Origin of the sequence: Rhodococcus sp. B50, from assembly GCF_013602415.1 — a bacterium.
GTDB lineage: Bacteria > Actinomycetota > Actinomycetes > Mycobacteriales > Mycobacteriaceae > Rhodococcus.
In genome coordinates, this window is sequence record NZ_WPAG02000002.1 from 3,281,794 (window position 1) to 3,297,175 (window position 15,382).

The 15,382-nt window shown below is 69.1% G+C and carries 13 protein-coding genes and 1 riboswitch; of the genes, 5 read left to right on the forward strand and 8 right to left on the reverse strand.

Features of this window, described 5'->3' with window-relative positions; all coding sequences use genetic code 11:
- Positions 1-34: 34 nt before the first annotated feature.
- From hpt to dacB, 4 genes are read right to left on the reverse strand one after another with little or no spacing between them, the layout of a single operon-like run.
- Complete coding sequence (gene hpt / locus GON09_RS15520) at positions 35-589, reverse strand: hypoxanthine phosphoribosyltransferase (protein ID WP_016692982.1); 555 nt, start codon at positions 587-589, stop codon at positions 35-37.
- A 12-nt stretch (positions 590-601) separates the two neighbouring features.
- Positions 602-1,651 (reverse strand): tRNA lysidine(34) synthetase TilS, encoded by a 1,050-nt coding sequence (tilS, locus tag GON09_RS15525; protein WP_213932571.1) that lies wholly within the window; start codon positions 1,649-1,651, stop codon positions 602-604.
- On the reverse strand, positions 1,627-2,673 hold the full coding sequence (locus GON09_RS15530) for a zinc-dependent metalloprotease (RefSeq protein ID WP_213932572.1): 1,047 nt from the start codon (positions 2,671-2,673) through the stop codon (positions 1,627-1,629). The genes tilS and GON09_RS15530 overlap by 25 nt, the downstream gene beginning before the upstream one ends.
- The gene (gene dacB, locus GON09_RS15535; protein ID WP_213934466.1) at positions 2,670-4,013 is read right to left on the reverse strand and encodes a D-alanyl-D-alanine carboxypeptidase/D-alanyl-D-alanine endopeptidase; all 1,344 of its coding nucleotides are present in this window, start codon (positions 4,011-4,013) and stop codon (positions 2,670-2,672) included. The genes GON09_RS15530 and dacB overlap by 4 nt, the downstream gene beginning before the upstream one ends.
- A gap of 259 nt (positions 4,014-4,272) precedes the next feature.
- On the opposite strand from dacB, the gene GON09_RS15540 reads away from it, so the two are divergent.
- A complete protein-coding gene (locus GON09_RS15540) occupies positions 4,273-4,764 on the forward strand; it encodes an inorganic diphosphatase (protein ID WP_213932573.1) in 492 nt (163 codons plus the stop codon).
- 66 nt (positions 4,765-4,830) lie between these two features.
- Here GON09_RS15540 and GON09_RS15545 read toward each other — a convergent pair whose 3' ends face one another.
- The gene (locus GON09_RS15545; RefSeq protein WP_213932574.1) at positions 4,831-5,661 is read right to left on the reverse strand and encodes a crotonase/enoyl-CoA hydratase family protein; all 831 of its coding nucleotides are present in this window, start codon (positions 5,659-5,661) and stop codon (positions 4,831-4,833) included.
- Positions 5,662-5,762: 101 nt separating this feature from the next.
- Between GON09_RS15545 and GON09_RS15550 the strand changes: the two genes are divergently transcribed.
- Complete coding sequence (locus tag GON09_RS15550) at positions 5,763-6,236, forward strand: YbaK/EbsC family protein (RefSeq protein ID WP_088899068.1); 474 nt, start codon at positions 5,763-5,765, stop codon at positions 6,234-6,236.
- Positions 6,237-6,455: 219 nt separating this feature from the next.
- Positions 6,456-6,986: a winged helix-turn-helix domain-containing protein gene (locus tag GON09_RS15555; protein ID WP_213932575.1), complete on the forward strand. Its 531-nt coding sequence runs from the start codon at positions 6,456-6,458 to the stop codon at positions 6,984-6,986.
- A gap of 68 nt (positions 6,987-7,054) precedes the next feature.
- On the opposite strand, the gene GON09_RS15560 is transcribed toward GON09_RS15555, so the two are convergent.
- Complete coding sequence (locus GON09_RS15560; RefSeq protein WP_213932576.1) at positions 7,055-7,675, reverse strand: hypothetical protein; 621 nt, start codon at positions 7,673-7,675, stop codon at positions 7,055-7,057.
- A 208-nt stretch (positions 7,676-7,883) separates the two neighbouring features.
- Positions 7,884-9,197: an aminotransferase class V-fold PLP-dependent enzyme gene (locus GON09_RS15565; protein ID WP_213932577.1), complete on the reverse strand. Its 1,314-nt coding sequence runs from the start codon at positions 9,195-9,197 to the stop codon at positions 7,884-7,886.
- A gap of 68 nt (positions 9,198-9,265) precedes the next feature.
- Positions 9,266-9,383: riboswitch (SAM riboswitch) on the reverse strand.
- 144 nt (positions 9,384-9,527) lie between these two features.
- On the opposite strand from GON09_RS15565, the gene GON09_RS15570 reads away from it, so the two are divergent.
- A complete protein-coding gene (locus GON09_RS15570) occupies positions 9,528-13,433 on the forward strand; it encodes a Pls/PosA family non-ribosomal peptide synthetase (RefSeq protein ID WP_213932578.1) in 3,906 nt (1,301 codons plus the stop codon).
- Entirely contained in the window at positions 13,400-14,779 is a 1,380-nt protein-coding gene (locus GON09_RS15575; RefSeq protein ID WP_374195329.1) for a M1 family metallopeptidase, read from the forward strand. Before GON09_RS15570 ends, GON09_RS15575 begins: the two co-directional genes overlap by 34 nt.
- Before the next feature lie 12 nt (positions 14,780-14,791).
- On the opposite strand, the gene GON09_RS15580 is transcribed toward GON09_RS15575, so the two are convergent.
- Positions 14,792-15,379 (reverse strand): hypothetical protein, encoded by a 588-nt coding sequence (locus GON09_RS15580; protein ID WP_213932579.1) that lies wholly within the window; start codon positions 15,377-15,379, stop codon positions 14,792-14,794.
- Between the last annotated feature and the right edge of the window lie 3 nt (positions 15,380-15,382).

A 15,382-nucleotide genomic window follows, 5' to 3' on the forward strand; every position in this document is an offset into this window, starting at 1 on the left:
GCCGGAGACCTCACGCCCCCGGCTCGACCGGAGGTCAGCTGCTGTAGACCTTGGGATCCAACGTGCCGATGTAGGGCAGGTCGCGGTAGCGCTCGTCGTAGTCGAGGCCGTAGCCGACCACGAACTCGTCCGGGATGTCGAAACCGACGTCCTTGACCTCGACGTCGATCTTGACGGCTTCCGGCTTACGCAGCAGCGTGACGACCTCGAGCGACGCGGGGTTGCGCGTCGACAGGTTCTTGAGCAGCCACGACAGCGTCAGGCCCGAGTCGATGATGTCCTCCACGATGAGAACGTGGCGACCGGCGATGTCCTTGTCGAGGTCCTTGAGGATGCGCACGACACCCGAGGACGACGTCGACGACCCGTACGAGCTGACGGCCATGAATTCCATCTGCGTCGGGATCGGCAGAGCGCGCGCGAAGTCGGTCATGAAGAAGATGGCGCCCTTGAGCACCCCGATGAGCAGCAGATCACCTTCGGGCGCACCCACGGGGTAACGCTCGGCGATCGACTGCGCCAGTTCTGCGGTCCGCTCTTTGATCTGTTCCTCGGAGATCAGCACCGACGCTATGTCGTTCTCGTACACCGGGGTCCTTCCCTACCTTCTGCTGCCGGTCGTCCGGATCTTCGCCCGGTCGACGTACTCCACGGCAAGGGTGCCACGCCGACGCGACACCACCAACCTCGTCCCCGGCCCCGGTCCCCGCCCGACCGCGACCGGCCCCTGCCCGCGCCACGCCACTACCAGGTCGTCGACCGCCCGCAGCATCGTCTCGTTCGGCGTGACGGTGTGATCGATCAGCCACGACCGGACGGCGCGGCGCCGTACTGCGGCAGGAACCGCGGCGAGCACAGCCGTGTCGAGCAGATCGTCGTCGCGGCGCGCCGCCGCGAGCAGTTCCGCCGCCCAGACATCGAGGGCGTGGCCGTCGTCCTGCAGTTGCCCGGCCGTGCGGGCGAGAGCTTCGGCGACGCCCCCACCGAGCACGTCCTCGAGCAGCGGCAGGACCTCGCGGCGCAGTCGCACCCGCGTGAACCGGTCGTCGGCGTTGTGCGGATCCTCGTACGGGTGGTAGCCGAGTTCCTCGCACGCCCGCCGCGTCGTGTCGCGGCGCACGCCGAGCAGCGGTCGGCCCCACGGGTGCTCGTAGGACGCCATGCCCCGGATCGAGCGCAGTCCCGACCCGCGTCCGAGGCCGAGCAGCACCGTCTCGGCCTGATCGTCGAGAGTGTGCCCGAGCAGCACCGGTCGGTCGTCGCGGTGCTCGTCGAGTGCCCGGTAGCGGGCGGCACGCGCGGCGGCCTCGAGCCCTCCCCCGCCGGTGACGTCCACCGCGGCCACCGCGACGGTGGCGCAGCCGCGGACCCGGGCGAACTCCGCGGCACGCGCGGCGACGGCCTCGGAGCCCGGCTGGAGACGATGGTCGACGACGACGGCGTGCACCGCGCCCGCTTCCGCCACGGCGGCGGCGGTCAGGGCGGCGGAATCGGCTCCACCCGACAGCGCGACGGTCACCTCGCCGGCCGGGTGCGCGCCCAGCCAGGCCCGCACGGCGAGTCGCACTTCGTGGATCGCCGGGGTCTCGGGCAGCAGCGGACGATCGGCCGACGGTGATGCCACGATCAGCTCAGTACCCGCGCGATCCACGCGTCGGGATGGTCGATCTCCGTCAGGGTGGGCAGGGCTTCCGGTCCGGACCACACCGCGTTGAAGTCGTCCATGCCGACCTTCGCGACGACGGCGTCGACGAACTTCTTGCCGTGCACGTACTGCGCCATCTTGGCGTCCATGCCGAGGACGAGCCGGATCAGGCGATGGACGGGGCTGCTGTTGCGGTGCCGGCGGTTGTCGAACGCCCGCCGGATCCGCGCGACCGACGGGACCACGGCCGGGCCGACACCGTCCATCACGTGATCGGCGTGCCCTTCGAGGAGTGTTCCCAGCGCGAGGATCCGATCGAACGATTCGCGTTGCGACTGTGCCTGCAGGGCACGCACCACACCGAGCATCCCCCGCTCCGACATCGGCTTCTCGCCGGGAACGCGCAGGTCCTTCACCGCCGACACCACGCGGGTCGCGACGTCACCCATCGGTTCCTCGACGGCGGTCGCGAGGTCGGCGGCGGCATCGCGCATCAGTTCCGCCATCCACGGTGCCTGCGCGAACTGCACGCGGTGGGTCACCTCGTGCAGGCACACCCACAGCCGGAAATCGGTGGGTGGCACCTTCAGGGCACGTTCGACCGCGACGACGTTGGGCGCGACGAGCAGCAACGAGCGGGAGAACGGATCGTATTGCCCCAGCACCGCAGACGACAGGTAGGCCAGCATGGCGCCTGCCTGCGCACCCGCCGGTTTGCCGACCCAGCGCCGGGTACCGCCCGGCTCCACGCCCGGCGCCGCGGTGAGGTCGGCCATGGACGCTGCGGCCGCGCGCACCCATCCCGGACGGTCGACGACCCGCGCCGGCGGCGGCGCGGTCCCGTCGTCGAGTCGCGTGTGCTCGCGCACGGGCCCCTCGGCGCGTGCGGCAGCCGAGAACAGTTCGTCCTGCACCGCGTCGCGCGTGTACTGCGACATGGCAGGTTCGGAGCGGGTGAGCCGCACGCCGACCCCGGCCGCGAACGACCAGTCGATCGCGTCGCCGAGAGCCCGCTCCTTGCCGGTCATCGGCAGCCGCACTCGCGAAGCACCGACGCCACGGCGTCGAGGGCGGGCCGGGCCTCACCCGGAGACCTGCCGTTGGAGAGCAGAGCGAACGACAGCACACGCCCATCGGAGTCGACGACGTATCCGGCGAGTCCGTTGACCTCGCTCAGCGTGCCGGTCTTCGCCCGCACCCATCCGGCTCCGGCACGCGTCGTGGTGCCGTAGCGGTCGGCGAGTGTGCCGGTCGCTCCGGCGACGGGAAGATAGTCGAGCATGGGCCGCAGCTCCGTCCTGTTCGGTCCGGCCGCCTCGGAGATCACGCGATCGAGCGTACGAGCGGGGATCCGGTTCTCGACCGAGAGCCCGCTGACGTCGCGCAACGTCACCCCGGCGACGTCCAGACCCGCTTGTTGCAGGGTACCGGTCACAGCCTTCGTGGTGCCCTCGAACGAGTGCTCGTTGCCGGTCGCGACAGCGACCTCCCGTCCGATGGTCTCTGCGAGGACGTTGTCGGATCGGCGCAGCATCTGGCCGAGTCGCACGGTGAGCGGCGCCGACTGGACCGATGCCATGGGCGCCGCACCAGGCGAGGCGGATCCGGGTACGACTCGCGCGGGGTCGGCACCGAGCGCCGTCGCCAGTGCACGACCGGCGTCCAATGCGGGCGTAGCACTGCGAGGAGATTCGTCCTCGAGCGGACGCAACCGGCCGCCGTCGAGCATCACCGGTTCGATGGGCGCGACGTAGCCATCGCCGACGTCTTGGGGGAACCAGCCCGGTGCGAGCGGAGCCCCGCTGTACAGGCTCGTGTCGACGAGGACCGTTTCGACGGTCGCGCCGCCGCGGCGGATCTGTTCGACGAGGTCGGCGATGCGGGGACCACCCGGATAGAAGCTCTCCTCGCCGGGCGGCAATGCCGACAGCGTGGGGTCGCCCCCGGCGATCAGGACGATCTCCCCCGGCTTCGAACCCTCGACGACGCGCGTGGTGATCCGATGATCGGACGGCAGCACGAGCATTGCGGCCGCGGCGGTGAGGATCTTCGTCGTCGAGGCCGGGATCAGAGCGCGATCGGAATCCTTCGACCACAGCACCGTGCCGGTCGTGGCGTCGCTGATCGACCCGGTGAAATCACCGAGTCCGGGATTGTTCACGGCTTGGTCGAGAGCCGACGCCAGCAGACCCCGATCGGGGATCGGAGCGTCGGGCGAGACCGCGGCGACTGCAGGGGTCGCGACGACCGGTGCCGGTGCGGGGAGCACGACCGCGCCGGCGGACGCCCGCACGTCGTAGATCGCGAAGGTGCCGCCGACGACCAGAGCGAGGAAACCCGCTCCCCAGATCCCGAAGAGGATCTTCATGTTCCGCCGTCGCCTGGTTGCCAGTGAACCCTGCTTCTTGTTGCCGCCCTGCCCCGTCAACACGCCTCCGCTGCATCCTGCACACACTGTCGACCAGCTACCCGCACTTCCCGCTGCCGGCCGCACACTGCTGTGACGCACTCGGGGCCCGGTACCTGCACCTCCAGCCTAGCGCCGCGACCGTTATCCTCTCTGCGGACCATCACCGCAGATACGGATGTCGTATCCGCCGGAAAACACCGACGAAGTGAGGCAAGGCGTGGAGTTCGAGGTCACCATCGAGATCCCCAAGGGACAGCGGAACAAGTACGAGGTCGATCACGAGACCGGACGCGTCAAGCTCGATCGTTACCTGTACACCTCGTTCGGCTACCCCGCCGATTACGGCTACATCGAGAACACCCTCGGTGAGGACGGCGATCCGCTCGACTGCATGGTGCTGCTGCCCGAGTCGGTGTTCCCCGGCGTGCTGGTCGACGCCCGCCCGATCGGCATGTTCAAGATGGTCGACGAGGCCGGTGGCGACGACAAGATCCTGGCCGTCCCGGCCGGCGACCCGCGCTGGGATCACGTCCAGGACATCAGCGACGTCTCGCAGTTCGAGCTCGACGCGATCAAGCACTTCTTCGTCCACTACAAGGACCTCGAGCCGGGCAAGCACGTCGAGGCCGCCGACTGGGTCGGTCGCGCCGAGGCCGAGGCCGAGGTGACCGCGTCGATCGAGCGCCTGAAGAACAACGGCGGGCACTGACACCGAGCCTGCAACGCAGATCCCCCGGACGATCGCATCGTCCGGGGGATCTGTCGTATGCGGGACCTACTCCCCCTTGAACTGCGGCGGGCGCTTCTCGAAGACGGCGGTGATCGCCTCGGTGAGGTCCTCCGAGGGCAGGAACGCCGCGTTCCACGCCGCGACGTAACGAAGACTGTCGTCGACCTGCGGCGAGCGGGTGTGGTCGAGGACGTTCTTGATGCCCTGGACCACGAGCGGCGGGTTCGCGGCGATCTCCGCGGCGGTCGCGTGGGCCGCGGCGAGCACTGCGTCCGCATCGTCGAAGACGTCGTTGACGAGTCCGATCTTCTCGGCGCGGGCGGCGTCGATGTCCTTGCCGGTGAGTGCGAGTTCGCGGACGTGACCGTCGCCGATGATGAGCGGGAGCCGGGCAAGGGTGCCGACGTCGGCGACCATTCCGACCTTGACCTCGCGGACGCTGAACTTGGCGTCGGCGCTCGCGTAGCGGATGTCGGCGGCGGAGATCAGGTCGACCGCTCCGCCGATGCACCAGCCCTGGACCGCGGCGACGATCGGCTTGCGGCAGTCGGCGACGGCCGTGACGGCCGCCTGCATGCTCTTGATCATCGCGTGGAAGTCCGTGCGCGGCTTCGCGAGTGCCTTGCCGGAGACGACGGCGCCGAGACTGCCGCCCATGGCGACGAGGTCCAGCCCGTAGGAGAAGTTCCTGCCGGCACCGGCAAGGACGACAGCGCGGACGTCGGGGTCGGCGTCGAGTTCGCCGAAGAGGACGGGCAGTTCCGCCCAGAAGTCGGGGCCCATGGCGTTGCCCTTGCCGGGGCCGATGAGCGTGACCTGTGCGACGTGATCCTTGCGTTCGACGGTGAACGCTTTCCAAGGCGAGTGATCGGACATTACTGAAGAGTAACTTGTGGATCACCGGATCGCATCGGCACCGTCCGATCCGGGATCACGGAAGCCCGCACATCGCGCGGCGATTTTCCTACTCTTGATCCATGACCAGGTCGCTGCATCCGAACGCCCACCGCGTGTCGGACACCCTCATCGCCCGCGGCCATCACGGTCTGATCGTCCAGCAACCGGAGACCGTGCACACCGCCGAGCAGGCCGCCGCCGCGGTCGGTGTCGAGGTGGGCGCCATCGTGAAGTCGCTCGTCTTCCTGCTCGACGACGACCCGATCCTGCTCCTCGTGTCCGGCGCGCACCGCGTGTCGGTCGAACGGACCGGCGAGCGTCTGGGCGGCGAGCTCGTGCCGGCCTCCCCCGACCTGGTCACGGAGGTCACCGGTCAACCGCTCGGCGGCGTCGCACCGCTCGGTCATCCGACGAACCTGCCCACCTACATCGACCGTGCGCTGCAGCACTACCCGGATCTGTGGGCCTCGGGTGGATGTCCGAACACCCTGTTCCGTACCGTCTATTCCGAGCTGATGCGCATCACCGCGGCGATCGACGTCGACGTGGACTGAGACCGTCCGGCTACCGGTACCGTCGGCACCTCCACCCGGGTACACTCTCCGTCGTGACAGTCCGAGCGTGGAGCCGCAGGCATGTCGACCTGTGCCGTACCCGCTCGTGCCTCTGTGCGTTCTGAGATCCGCACCATCCCTTCCTCTTTCCCGGTGCCGCGCAGTTGCGGGTAGTTGTCCGCCCGGCGCCGCCCACCTTCCGACCAGCGGAGACCTTCCATGACCACGTCCTCCCTCGAGGGCCCGGCCGACAGCTCGGTCGATTCGCCCGAACTCGTTCTCATCGTGCAAATCTCGGACACCAACGCCGGATCGGCGGGCGATCTCGCCGCCCTCGCCGATGCCCTACGGGAGACCGCCCTCGATCTGCTCCCGGGCGCGCGCACCCACACCCTCCTCAGCCCCGGCCCGACCCCTCTGGTGATCGATCTGCCGGCCCGCGGACTGGTGCTCGACAATCAGCGGGTCGAATTGAGCCACAGCGAATTCGAGATTCTCGCCCATCTGGTTCGCCGGCCCCGCGTCGCCGTGTCCCGCGCGGCGCTGCGGCCGCTCGGGGCGGGATACTCCGAGAACGACGATCTCGACGCCGACCGGGGCAACCGTAGTATCGACGTCCACGTCTCCCGGATCCGTTCCAAGCTGGGACGTTTCAGCAACATCATCACCACCGTTCGCGGGTCGGGCTACCGTTTCGATCCCGATCCGCGCGTGCACGTGGTCGAAGCACTCGATCGCCGCACGGCGTGAACACGAAGGAGGGGCAGGAGTCGAAACTCCTACCCCTCCTTCGTGATACGAAGCGATTCCGAGCGGTGTCAGGACGCACGCACCGACGCCCGGGCACCCTCGCCGAACCGGCGCAGGACCTCGACGACGGTCGGCGAGACCTCGATCAGGCCGCGCGACTGCAACCACGGCAGCGTTCCGTCGACGAGATGCTCGACGGTGAACGACGCGGCGAGCGGGATCAGCGTGACACCGTCGGCGACCTGCACGGCGTGGATGTCGGCGATCAATCCTGCGAGGCCGTGGGGTGTTCCGACGTACGACAGCGTGCCGGCCTCCCCGCGGGTGGATTCCGGACGAGCGCGTCGGGTGCGCGCGGTGCGGGCATCGGACGCGAGAACGACCTCGACGTCGACGAGCACGGTGACCGAGTCGGGGTCGCGACCCTCCTCGACGGCCTCCGCGCGAATGCGGTCGCGCAGTTTCCCGGCCTCGCGCAGGTCTGCGGCACGCACCCGCACGACGTTGGATGCATCGGCACTGAGGTCGAGCGGCGGATCACCGGCGCGCCCCAGAGTCAGGTCGGCCCAGTAGTCAGGTCCGGAGTGACCGGTGAGTTCGACGGCGACACGCAATGGCCTGATAGCGGCGGCCTCGACGACGGCCGGATCCGCGGAGGCCGGGGCTGCAGAGATGGATGCGACGGACATCGGATACCTCTCGGTACGGGCCGCGGAGCGGCACGAGGAGATCGGCCTGGAGGCCGGAAGGCTGTGAGGGAGAAGACTTTCAGTCCGGACAGATTCCCGATGCCGTACGGCAGAGGTCGACATGGCGACGGCACCAGCGTGCCGCAGCGATCGCCCTCGTCCGTTCCATGCGAATTACCCTACTTATCCTGTGGGGAATTGTCGACCGCTACACGCACGGCGACGCGTCGCCGTCGGTCGCTCCGAGGCCGGGACGCGTCTCCGGCGAGGGGTTCCACACGCCGTCGGTCTTCGCGTGCACCCACGACGGCCCGTTCACGACCAGCGACCGGAGCGCTCCGAGGAGCCGCTCGACGTCGTCGGACGAGCTGCCGAGTCCGAGCGACGCCCGGACGGCACCGCCGGCGCGACCGACCCGCGCGAGCAGCGGGTGGGCGCAGAAACGTCCGTCGCGGACGCCGATGCCGTGCTCGGCGGACAGATAGGAGGCCACGTGACCGGGCTCGTAGGCCTCGATCGTGAAGGTGACGATTCCGACGCTGTCGGCCGAATCGTTCCACAGCCGAAGCACTTCCACTCCGTCGATGGCCTCCAGACCGTCGATGAGCAGGGAGCACAGGGACTCCTCGTGACGGGTCACCGCGTCGGAGTCGAAACCGGCAAGCGCATCGCATGCGGCGGCGAGGGCGGCGACACCGAGCACGTTGGGGGTGCCGGCCTCGTGACGCGCAGGGGCGCAGGCCCATTCGGTGTGGTCGAGGCGCACCTCGCGGACCGCACCGCCTCCGGCGAGGTACGGGTCGGCGGCGTCGAGCCAGTCGCGGCGGCCGACGAGCACTCCCGCACCGAACGGCGCGTACAGCTTGTGGCCGGAGAACGCGAGGTAGTCCACGCCGAGCGACTCGAGGTCGACGCGGCGATGGGGCACGAGCTGCGCGCCGTCGACGAGGATCCGCGCACCGGAGGCGTGGGCGAGTTCGGCGAGCTCGGCGATGGGCAGCACCTCGCCGGTGACGTTGGAAGCACCCGTGACGGCGAGCAGAGCCGCGGGGGCACGCTGGAGTTCGACCGCGAGGCGCCACACCGTCTCCGCGACCGTGTCGGCCGCCTCGACGATGCGAGAGTTCTTCCACGGCAGCAGGTTCGCGTGATGCTCGATGTCGAGCACGACGACATCGCCGGACACGGCACTCGCGAGTAGATTCAGCGAATCGGTGGTGTTGCGCGTGAAGACGACGACCTGGTCGTCGTCCGCACCGACGAAGCGCGACACGGAGGTACGAGCGTCCTCGTAGGCGGTGGTGCTGATCCGCGAGGCGTATCCGGCGCCGCGGTGCACGCTCGCATAGAAGGGCAACAGTTCCGTGATGCGGTCGGTGACGACGGACAGTGCCGGTGCGCTCGCCGCGTAGTCGAAGTTCGCGTAGGTGCAGGTACCGCCCTGGACGAGCGGAACCTGCGAATCACAGCCGGAAACGGTGGCGAACGGAGCGATGCAGGTGGTGGCGGCTACAGCAGTCATGACAAATCCCTCGTGTACTCAGGGACCCGCCGGTGACGCCTACGACGGAGAGTTCTCGTCGCCGGCAGAGTCCGCGCTTGCCGTGTCCGGTGGTGGATTCACGGCCCGGTCGTCACCCGGAGCACCCCACCGCGGTTGGAGGGTTGCCGACCAGCTAGCCGGGGCTTGACGCTGGTACTCATGACCTGGCGAAGACAATGACAGGACGATCGAGCCGTGTCAACCCGTATCGCACGACGCCGACACACGTTCCGCGCACCGAACGTTCACCTGTTGTCCACCCGGACGTGAGATAACCGGAAGATCCATCGAGCAGAAGGACCCGCGGAGTTGCCAGCCATATCCTCGACCCCCGTCGGCCGGTCCCCCATTCCGGACGAATTCCTCCGCGCGTCGCACGCTCCACCTGCACGCACCCTCGTCGACCTGCTGCGGAGCGCCGCCGAGGCACATCCGGACGCCCCCGCCGTCGACGACGGCACCACGGTCCTCGAATACGCCGAACTCGTCGAGGCGGTGATCGCCGGTGCCTATGCACTGAACGATGCGGGTGTCGGCGCCGGCGACAGGGTCGGTGTGCGCATGACGTCCGGGCGCACCGATCTGTATGTGACGATTCTCTCGATTCTCGCCGCGGGCGCCGCATACGTGCCCGTCGACGCGGACGACCCCGACGAGCGCGCCGAGCTCGTCTTCTCGGAAGCACGGGTCACCGCCATCGTCACCGACGAGGGCATCGGGCCGGGCACGGCCGCCCCGTCGGGCACCCCGGCCGTGCGGGGGCCGCACCTCGACGACGACGCGTGGATCATCTTCACCTCGGGTTCGACCGGGACACCGAAGGGTGTCGCCGTCACCCACCGCAACGCGGCGGCCTTCGTCGACGCGGAGGCTCGGATGTTCTGCCGGGCGGCGCCGCTCGGACCCGGCGACCGGGTCCTGGCCGGGTTGTCGGTGGCCTTCGACGCGTCGTGCGAGGAGATGTGGCTCGCTTGGCGGCACGGCGCCTGCCTGGTTCCGGCACCCCGCGCGCTCGTCCGCTCCGGCATGGATCTCGGACCGTGGCTCGTCTCGCGCAACATCAACGTCGTCTCCACCGTGCCCACGCTCGCGGCGATGTGGCCGGCCGAAGCACTCGAGGCGGTGCGCCTGCTCATCTTCGGCGGCGAAGCCTGCCCACCCGATCTCGTGGAGCGTCTCGCCGTTCCGGGACGGGAGGTGTGGAACACCTACGGTCCCACCGAGGCCACGGTCGTGGCCTGCGCTTCGCTGATGGACGGCACCGGGCCGGTCCGTATCGGCCTTCCCCTCGACGGCTGGGATCTCGCCGTGGTGGACGCCGAGGGCAACCCCGTCGAAGAGGGCGCGACCGGCGAACTCGTCATCGGCGGCGTCGGTCTCGCGCGTTATCTCGATCCGGCGAAGGATGCCGAGAAGTACGCTCCCATGCCCACGCTCGGCTGGGAGCGCGCCTATCGCAGCGGCGATCTCGTCACCCTCGACCGCTCCGGACTGCTGTTCCAGGGGCGCGCCGACGACCAGGTCAAGATCGGTGGCCGCCGCATCGAACTCGGCGAGGTCGACAACGCGCTGCAGAACCTGCCCGGCGTGGCCGGCGGTGCGTGTGCGGTGCGCAAGACGGCCGCCGGACACTCGATCCTCGTGGGGTACATCGCCTCCACCGATCCGGACTTCGACATCGCGTCCGCCCACGACCTGCTGTCCGAGCAACTCCCCGCCGCACTCGTCCCGCGACTCGCGCTCGTCGACGAACTCCCCACCCGCACGTCGGGCAAGGTCGACCGCAACGCCCTGCCGTGGCCGCTGCCGGGCGCCGACGCCGACTCGGTGGAGGCGCTCGGTCTCGATCCGACCGCCGAATGGGTCGCCGAACTGTGGACCGACATCCTCGGTGCCCGGATCGAGGGCATCGACGACGACTTCTTCGAACTCGGTGGCGGTTCCCTCGCGGCAGCGCAACTCGTCACGGCGCTGCGGAGCCGGTATCCGGAGATGACGGTCGCGGAGCTGTACGACCATCCCCGGCTCGGATCGCTCGCGGTCTATCTCGACGAACTCGCGCCGACGGAAGCCGCGGCCCCGCGCGAGGTCGTCCCCGTGCCCCGCCTCGCCCAGTTCGGCCAGATCGCGGCGACCGTCGTCCTCACGACCCTCACCGGACTGCAGTGGGTGACCTGGCTGGCGATCCTGAACACCGTCATCGCGCTCGTCGTCGACGTACCGTGGACCGTCACGTTGTCGTGGTGGTGGGTCGCGCTCGGTGTCCTGCTGTTCCTTTCTCCCATCGGACGTATGGCGATCTCCGTCGCGGGTTCGCGCCTGCTGCTGCGCGGCGTGAAGGCGGGGAGCTATCCGCGCGGAGGCGGTGTCCACCTCAGGCTGTGGACGGCCCTGCGGTTGTCCGAAGCCGTGGGCGCGACGAACATCTCCAGCGCTCCCTGGATGCGGCAGTACGCGCGGGCACTGGGCGCGAAGGTCGGACGGGATGTCGACCTTCACAGCCTTCCGCCGGTCACCGGTCTTCTCGAACTCGGCGACGGTTGTGCGGTCGAGCCGGAAGTGGACCTCGGTGGTTACTGGGTGGACGGCGACGTCGTCCACATCGGAAGCATCCGGATCGGTGCCGGTGCCACGGTGGGCGCCCGGTCGTTCCTGGCTCCCGGCGCGCGTATCGGCAAGAACGCCGAGGTGGAAGCCGGGTCGGCGGTGTTCGGCCGGGTGAAGACCGGGCAGCGCTGGTCGGGTTCCCCGGCACGGAAGGCCGGCAAGGCCGACCGGCCCTGGCCCGCCGGGACACCGCCGCGGGGCAACAGATGGGTGCCGGTCTACGCGTTGTCGTCGATCCTGCTCGGCGGACTGCCCATCGTGTCGATCGCCGCGGGCGTCGCGCTGCTCGTGTGGTGGGTACACGACACCCCCACCGTCTCCGACGCCGTGGTGCATTCCCTTGTGCTGCTCCCCGTCGCGGCTCTGCTGACGATGTTCGTCTTCGCCCTGCTCACCCTGCTGTCGGTGCGACTGCTCGCCGTCGGGATGACGGAAGGCTGGCATCCGGTGCGCAGCCGCGTGGGCTGGCAGGTGTGGTTCACCGAGCGCCTCATGGATTCGTCGCGCACCTTCCTGTTCCCGCTCTACGCGTCGATGCTCACCCCGATCTGGCTCCGTCTGCTCGGCGCCGACATCGGCAAGGACGTCGAGGCGTCGACCGTGCTGATGGTTCCCAAGTTCACCAAGGTCGCCGACGGTGCGTTCCTCGCCGACGACACGATGGTCGCCTCCTACGAGCTCGGCGGCGGGTGGCTGTACATCTCGCACGCAAAGGTCGGGAAGCGGGCGTTCCTCGGCAATTCGGGCATGGCGGCACCGGGCCGACGCGTCCCGAAGCACGGACTCGTCGCGGTGCTCTCCGCAGCTCCGGAGAAGGCGAAGTCCGGATCGTCGTGGTTGGGCAGTCCCCCGGTTCGCCTGCGGCGCGCGAGCGGCGACAGCGACGCGAGCCGCACCTTCGAGCCCCCGTTGAAACTGAAGGTCGCGCGCGGCGTCGTGGAGACCTTCCGTCTCGTGCCCATGGTCGTCACCTACGGCATCGGACTCGGTGTGCTGTTCGCCCTGAACACTCTCGCCGTGCACTGGGGGTACGCCGTCGCGGCACTGCTCGGTGGCATCGTGCTCATGATTGCCGGAGCCGTGGCGTGCCTGGTGACGGTCGCCGCGAAATGGCTCGTGGTGGGACGGATCGGACGCGTCGAGCACCCACTGTGGAGTTCGTTCGTGTGGCGCAACGAAGTCTCCGACACCTTCGTCGAAACCGTCGCGGCACCGTGGTTCGCCCGGGCCGCGGCCGGCACCGCCGTGATGAACCTGTGGCTGCGGGCGCTGGGATCGCGGATCGGTCGCGGGGTGTGGTGCGAGAGCTACTGGTTGCCCGAGGCCGACCTGGTGTCCCTGGGCGACGCTGCGACCGTCGAACGCGGCTGCGTTGTACAGACCCACCTGTTCCATGATCGGATCATGTCCATGGACACCGTGACCCTCGGCGCCGGCGCCACGCTCGGCCCTCAATGCGTCGCGTTGCCTGCATCGGGCATCGGCGACGGTGCCACCGTCGGACCGGCCTCGCTGGTGATGCGCGGCGACGTCGTCCCGCAGTCCACCCGCTGGCAGGGCAACCCCATCGCGCCGTGGACCACACCGAACGACTGGTCTCCGCGGTGAAACCCATCAAGGCGGCCAAGCCCGTCGCGCCCGTCGCCGCCGATCGCCCTCTCGATCCCTACCTGCCCGAAAGCGGGAACCGCGGTTACCGCGTCTCGCGATACGAGCTGGAGCTGACCTACAAGGTCGTGTCCAACAGGTTGGACGGCCGAGCGAAGATCATCGCCACGACAACGGACGTGCGCGCCAAGTACGCTCTCGATCTCGCGCAGTCGATGCGTGTCGCGAAGGTGACCGTCAACGGGCGACGGCCCGCCAAGTTCGTCCACCGCGACGGAAAGCTCACCGTCACTCCGGCCGAGGAACTCCCCGCCGGTGCCGTACTGACCTTCGGCGTGCAGTACTCCGGCACTCCCACTCCGTTGCGGACCATGTGGGGTGAGGTCGGCTGGGAGGAACTCGACGAGGGGTCGCTCGTCGCGAGCCAGCCGAACGGTGCGCCCACCTGGTTCCCCTGCGACGACCATCCCGGGTCCAAGGCCACCTACCGCATCTCCGTCACCACCGACGCCCCGTTCGTCGCGGTCGCGAACGGCACGCTCGTGCACAAGACCACGAAATCCAGCCGCACCACCTGGGTCTACGAGCAACCCGAGCCGATGGCGACCTATCTCGCGACCGTGCAGACCGGCCACTACGAGGTGCGCGAGCTCGCGTCGGATCCGGTTCCGCAGTATGCGATCCATCCGCCTCGCTTGCGCGCGTCGTTCGACCGTGATTTCGCTCGCCAGACCGAGATGCTCGAGATCTTCACGCGCTTGTTCGGTCCGTATCCGTTCGCGCACTACACCGCCCTGGTGACCGACGACGACCTCGAGATCCCCATCGAGGCACAGGGATTGTCGGTCTTCGGCGCGAACTTCTGCGACGGCACCGGCCGCGAGGAACGGCTCGTCGCACACGAATTGGCGCATCAGTGGTTCGGCAACAGCCTCACGCTGAACCGCTGGTGCGACATCTGGCTCCACGAGGGATTCGCGTGCTACGCCGAGTGGTTGTGGTCGGAGAACTCGGGAGGCAGGTCGGCGCACGCGCACGCGCTCGACGCCCACCGGGGTCTGGCCCGGAAGCCGCAGGACATCCTGCTCGAGGATCCGGGCCCGAAGGACATGTTCGACGACCGCATCTACAAGCGCGGAGCCCTCACCCTGCATGCCCTACGGGTGCACCTCGGCGACGAGTCCTTCTTCGACCTCCTGCGGACGTGGACCGCGGAGCACCGGCACGGCAACGTGACGACGGCGCAGTTCAAGGACCTCGCCGCGCGTTTTTCGGAGACCTCGCTCCGGCCGCTGTGGGAGGCATGGTCGAGCACGAGAGAGCTTCCCCCCGCCCCGACCGCCTGACGCGACGCCGGCTCAGGGCAGGTCCACCTGCGACGCAAGCCACCGGCCGTCGACGAGTTCCATCGTCATGACGACACGGCTGCGGTCGAGCCGCGGTTCGGGGACGAGAGTGTTCGTGACGCTCTGGTCGACGAACAACAGGACCTCGACCTTCGTCGTGGTCGCGGACTTGATGCCCGACTCCACGACGACGCCCTCCGCACGCGCTTGGTTGTCGATCAGCACCTGTTCGAGCTGTGCGCTCGACTCCGCGTACATCTTCTCGAATTCGCCGGTGGCTCCGTCGAGTACCGCTGCGAAGTCGGCGTCGAGGTCCGCCGAGTCCACGGACGTCAACGTCACGGCGAACTGCCGTGCGGCCTCCGACGCCGCCCGTGCGGCGTCCTCCACCCCGCGGGCATTCCGCAGCTGCGCGCCGAGCACCGCCGCAGCCACGAGCGCCGCTGCCGCGACGAGTGCGAGAAGAACGAGTGGGAGTCTCGTGGATCCGGTTCTTCCGGAACCCTTGTCGGCGATGCTCGAGTCCGTGCCGGCGGTCTCCGGGTCCGTGGCGTCGGGCGTGTCCGTCCCGTCCGTGAGGGTCGCGCTGTCGGTGCCCATATC